General features: G+C 59.1%; 4 protein-coding genes. 1 reads left to right on the top strand and 3 read right to left on the bottom strand.

Annotated features, from left to right (window positions below; genetic code table 11):
* Positions 1-152 precede the first annotated feature (152 nt).
* The 3 genes from BV106_RS36335 to BV106_RS27295 form a co-directional block, all read right to left on the bottom strand.
* Complete coding sequence (locus BV106_RS36335) at positions 153-1,091, bottom strand: universal stress protein (RefSeq protein ID WP_051946396.1); 939 nt, start codon at positions 1,089-1,091, stop codon at positions 153-155.
* Positions 1,092-1,384: 293 nt separating this feature from the next.
* Complete coding sequence (locus BV106_RS27300; protein ID WP_038170077.1) at positions 1,385-1,717, bottom strand: YegP family protein; 333 nt, start codon at positions 1,715-1,717, stop codon at positions 1,385-1,387.
* 228 nt (positions 1,718-1,945) lie between these two features.
* Positions 1,946-4,126, bottom strand: a complete 2,181-nt coding sequence (locus BV106_RS27295) for a DUF1549 domain-containing protein (RefSeq protein WP_265596117.1) — start codon at positions 4,124-4,126, stop codon at positions 1,946-1,948.
* Between the two features lie 505 nt (positions 4,127-4,631).
* Here BV106_RS27295 and BV106_RS27290 point away from each other — a divergent pair.
* Entirely contained in the window at positions 4,632-5,138 is a 507-nt protein-coding gene (locus tag BV106_RS27290; RefSeq protein WP_038170075.1) for a 3D domain-containing protein, read from the top strand.
* The last annotated feature ends 110 nt before the right edge of the window (positions 5,139-5,248 follow it).

Raw genomic sequence — 5,248 nt, 5'->3', positions numbered from 1 at the left:
GGTCAGGGCGTGGTGATAAGCCGTCTCCAGTTGCTCCCGGGTGAACGGGGTAGCTAGGTCAAGTGCTGCGTGGGCCTCACCCGGCGACATGGGCGCAGTATGAATGGAAGCGGAGAAAAAACAACGCCGACGTCATGCAGTCTCCGCCTAGATCAGGAGGCGAGTTTCACCCGGAACTCTTCATAGCTGGCCCGTGGGACGACCACGACCGGGCAGGTGGCATGATGAAGCAGGCCCGCGGTGACGCTGCCCACGAAGAGATTGTAGAGGGCTCCGTGACCGTGGGAGCCCATGATGATCAAGTCGGGAGCCAGTTCATCCACCTTCCGTCTGACGATTTCGAGCACCGGTCCCGTCTCCTCCCGGGTGACGGCTTCGAGGCCTGCGCTTTCAAGTTGTTTCCTAAGCCGATTCAGATCTGCCTGGTAGGCTTCCGCCTCCGTTTCGGTGCCGGGAGGTGGCGCAAAGTCAATCACCAGAGGGTCTGGCGGGATGACATGCAGGATGGTAACTCGGCTGTCGAAGGCCCGAGCCAGAAGTTCGGTCTGCCTGATGACGGCCTCCGTCAGATCCGAAAAATCCACCAGCGTGAGGATGGAGTCAATCTGGGTGGTGCCAGGGATGAGGCGGTCATCTGTGGTGGGAATCAGGTGAGGGCGTGCCGCAGGCACCACCGTGACCGGGCATCGGGCATGATGGAGCACTCCATGAGTCACGTTTCCCAGCAGCACATCATGAAGGGCGGTATGGCGGTGTGTTCCCATCACGATCATGCGGGCGTGTCGCTCCTCGGCGGCAGCCAGGATCTGCTCGGTGGGAGGGCCTTGCATCTGAAGGGTGCTCACATTGCTGTTCAGCCCGGTGATGCGATCCCGCCAATGATCGAGCTGCAGACGGTCCACCTCTGGATCCACCTCGGCGGCGAATGGGGTGGAGGCCGGCACGGGCTCATACCCTATGTAGGGTGGCTCGGGGGGCGTGACGTGGAGCAGCAGGGGACTCTCACAGGTCGCTTTGGCCATCTGGGTGGCCACTCCGATCACGCGAGAGGTGACATCAGAAAAGTCCAACGGTACAAGCATCACACTCATGGCGGCCTCCTTTGGCAAGTTGGTTTCCTATATTACCAAATCGGCCGCCAGAGGTCCATCACGCTTAGAGGGTGTCGATCGGATCCCTGCGGGTGACGGTCAGATTTCGGTCAAAGCACCTGCCAGCGGCGAGTTTCTGCAATTTCTCCGGCATTTTTTCCATTGGAGGGGGCATTCACTCTGGCGTGGCTCCGGGGCACCAGCATAGGTAACCAGCGATCACCGTTGGCAGGCCCAAAAGAGAGCAGGGGGGAGTTGAACCCCGATCCGCTCCACATCTAGAGAGAAGGCTCTCAGGCTCCCGTGAGGTCGTTGACCGTGGTGGAGGCACTGTTGGTCTTGACTGAAGCTACGCCGTTGTCGCGGGCGGCGGTGGAGCTGTACATCTCGCTTTTGCCAATGATCTGGCCATTCGTGGCCTTGAGAACGAAGAACGGCTCCCCCGCGGTGGAGGTCTTCAGTTCGAAGTTGGCGTCAGTCGCCCCGTGAGTCCGAACGGAGGCGATGCCATCCTGTGCGCCCTGTTTGCTGGCGTAGCTTTGTCCGGTGAGGATCACCTGCCCGTTGCCAGCCTTGAGGTTGAAGGTGAACTGGCCAGCCTTGTCCTTTTTCAGTTCGTAGCTCATAGGAGTGAGGGGAATAAGCTCAATACCGAGTCAACGTGGCGAGCATGTCAAAATCAGTTGCCTGAGGCAATGGGAAAATGCTGTGGGCGTGCTGGGTGTGGAGGACAGGCGTGGGTGGTTGGGCGAGCGTTCGCGTGGCGAACTGAGCCGATGGGGACCATCGGACTACGCCGGATGCGGTCCTCGGGAGTAGTCCGGTCGTCCTGACCGACCAGCTAATCGCCTCAACTACTGCACAAAACTGAACTCCCGCCCGTTGATGAGCGACCAGATGATGTTGCCGTAGGCGGCCTCGCCCTCAGCGGCAAAGGCTTTCCGGGCGATGTCCTTTTCACGGAAGTTCGGGTGGCGGTTCAGAATGCTGAGAAACACGACTTCCACCTTGTCGGGTGGGTTTTTCACCTTCTCCATGTTGCGGGCGATCAGGGAGTCCTTGCTCGTCAGCATCTTTTGAGCGCCGCCATTCATCATCATGAGCACCTGCGGGGAGCTGCCATCCTTCGAGCCACCGTCGATCGTGAAACGCTCAGACTGGCCGAACTCGCGCAGGAAGTGCCCTGGAGGAGCGGGCTGTTCCAGCTCTGAGGCGCGCATCAACTTCATGTTGCCGAACACGATGACCTTGTTTGGGTCCATGTTCTTGCTGCCGGCGTCGGTGAGTGTGGCACCCATGCGGGCCTCATTGCGCGCGCCGAGGGAGTTCATGACACTCACCTTTTGCAGAAGGGTTTGGGCGTTCACGGTGGCCAGGTTTACGTCCATGGATCGTCCATAGAGGTCGGCATCGGGATTTTTGACGCCATCGGGGTTGCCGAGGAGCAAGGTCATGTAGGAATCCCAAGCCTGCTCTGCCGTCATGCGGCGGAGCACTGGTCCCTGGAAGAAGTAAGGGGCACCCATGGGCAGCTCCGCTGTGGTGGCTTCACGCTGATAGGTCCGGGTGTTGAAAACGATGCGTTGAAACTCCTTGAGGTTGAACTTCAGCCGGACCATCTCAGAGGCGAGGTGCTTGATCAGCTCTGGATTGTAGGATTCGTCCGGGTTGTCCACGTGCAACACAGAGGGCGTCAACGCTTTTCCGAAGGCCCTGCTCCAGAGACGGTTGGCCATGGTCATGGCAAAGCGGGGATTGGAAGGGTGGGTGGTCCATCGGGCAAAGATCTCGCGCGGTTTGGCACCCTTGTTGGCGGAGATGGTGGAGGCCAGCAGGTAGGCGGGATTCTTGGCGTCTGCCTCACTCCACATGATGAGCTTGGGGGAGACTTTTTCGCCCGGGCTACCATCCTTGTACTTGTAGTCGCCTGGCAGGGTCAGGCGGTTTTCCGTGCGATCCACCACGGCGAACTTGTTGGCGTTGATCACGTCACCCAGGAGCCCACGGTACTGTTCGCCGTCCACTCCTTTGCTTTTCATCAGGGCCATCGCCTCCTTCAGCAGGCGTTCTCCCGGATCGCCTCCAGGGAAGTCGCCCGCACCCATCTCGGTGGCTGTGTTTCCGAAGAACGCGGCCATTTCATAGAATTGGCGCTGGGTCCAGTCGGCAAACGGGTGGTCGTGGCACTGGGCGCAAGCCACATCGGTGCCAAGAAACAACTGCAGGGTGTAGGACAGGTTGTCCAGCGGCATGCCTGAATCGCGCAGGAGGTAACCTGCCGCCCCATTGCTCCACATCTTGCCCGTGGCGGTGAGCATCTGGTACGCCATCTGGTCCCACGGAGCGTTTTCCCGCAGGTTCTGCTTCACCCACTGGCTGTAGGCGGTGCCGCGGACCAGATTGCGCTCAAAGTCGTCTTTGATCCGCAGCATCTCGGCGAAGTAATTGTACATGTGGCTGACGTAGCCCTCGGAATCGAGGAGCTTGTTGACCAGCTTGGCCCGCTTGTCGGCGTCACCGCTCCGGGTGAAAGTGACCGTCTCGTCGTAACTCGGAATGCGGCCTACGATGTCCAAAAAGGCTCGGCGGACGAATTGCTCGTCGGAAGCCGCTGGATTGCCGGTAATCGGAGGCTGCGCGCTTTTGGGCTCGCCATCGGCAGATTTCCCGGAGGCTGGCTGGCTGCGTTTGAGGTTCTCCCTCTGCCAGCCCATCTCCACCAGCTGATCGATCCTGGCGGAGGCTTGGGCCACGGTGGCGGAGTCAGCCAGCGCAGGCAGCTGCCCCATGAGAGTCGCGGCCGGTTTCAGTGTCTTCGCCAGTTGCTGGTCTTCCAGCGAAAGCCGGTCCAGCGGCAGATTGAAGATCGCACCTGCCGCAGTCTGGATGTAAACCGTGCCGTTCTCCAGTTTGATGAAGGTGGCCTCCACCTTCCTTCCTTGATTGTCCGTCCACACCCGCGGTGCGTCGTTCGCGGCTGCGAGAAGGGTGGCCGATGTCAGAACGCAACACGCGAGGGAAAAGAAGCGGGACATCTTCATAACGAAAAGGAAATCGAAAACCGTGGGGTGCCGGACTTGTGGATGGCGCGGGGCCAAACTTAAAACTCGCCGATCCCTTCGGAATTAGAGGGAAAATCCAAGCCCGCTGCAAGGCGGAAGTCCCTCGGAGGCCGTCCGGAGTACGATTAGGACGCAAAATCGACGGGTGGAACAGGGTTCAGGCAATTACTAGAGGGGTTTGTGAGTTTTGGTGTGCCAAATTGCTAATTTTCTGGCGAGTCGGGCACTCTGGATTTCATGTGGCGGGATTGTCAATGGAACGGGGGGCGAAGTGGGGTAAAATGTTCGATTTCAAGGGGTTGGGTTGGAAAGACCCCTTAGACATGGGAGAGGGTGTTTTGTTCAAAGTATGAGCAAATTTTTATCATCGAGCATCAGTAAACACCCTGACTGTTCTTAGGATTGTCGAGGCCCGTCTGGTGGGGGAGAATGAGGTGGCCCAACCACACGGTGGCCCTTGTAGCAAGTATCAACGCCTATGATGAAATCCAGCCTCCTCACTCTGGCCGCGCTTTGCGCGGGTTCCGTCGCCTGCATTGGCACGACAAACACGACAGCCTCGCCGACACAGCGGGTTCAGCGCATCCACAATGTGAGAACCACCGCTTACACCCATACCGAGAGCGACCACATCGTGCACGGCACCAAAACTGCCGCGGGCGGCAACCTTAAATACGGGAGTGTTCGCAGCGCTGCTGCGGACTGGTCAGTGTATCCCGTCGGCACAAAGTTCCAGATTGAGGGCGACCCTTGCGTCTATGAGGTAGATGATTACGGCTCCGCGCTTGTGGGCACGGGGACGATCGACATCTACAAGCCTTCCAAGGCTGCCATGGATCAGTGGGGGGTGCGAAATGTAAACATCAAAGTGATTGAGTGGGGCTCTTTCCTGAAGAGCCTTGCTATCATGAAGCCACGCGCAACGAAGGCATCTCACATCCGGAAAATGATCCAGAAGATCGAGGGCGGACCGCCCAACGTCTAAGGATCAGAACCCCGGGAAAGTGAATGATTCTCCGGGGCGTGACTGGGCGGGGCGGCCTTTGGTCGTCCCGCCACATTTTTATCCCTGGTGCAATGGTGCGCCGGCTGGAT

Source organism: Verrucomicrobium sp. BvORR106 (assembly GCF_000739655.1).
Lineage (GTDB): Bacteria > Verrucomicrobiota > Verrucomicrobiia > Verrucomicrobiales > Verrucomicrobiaceae > Verrucomicrobium.
This window is presented reverse-complemented; position numbering and strand designations above follow the sequence as displayed.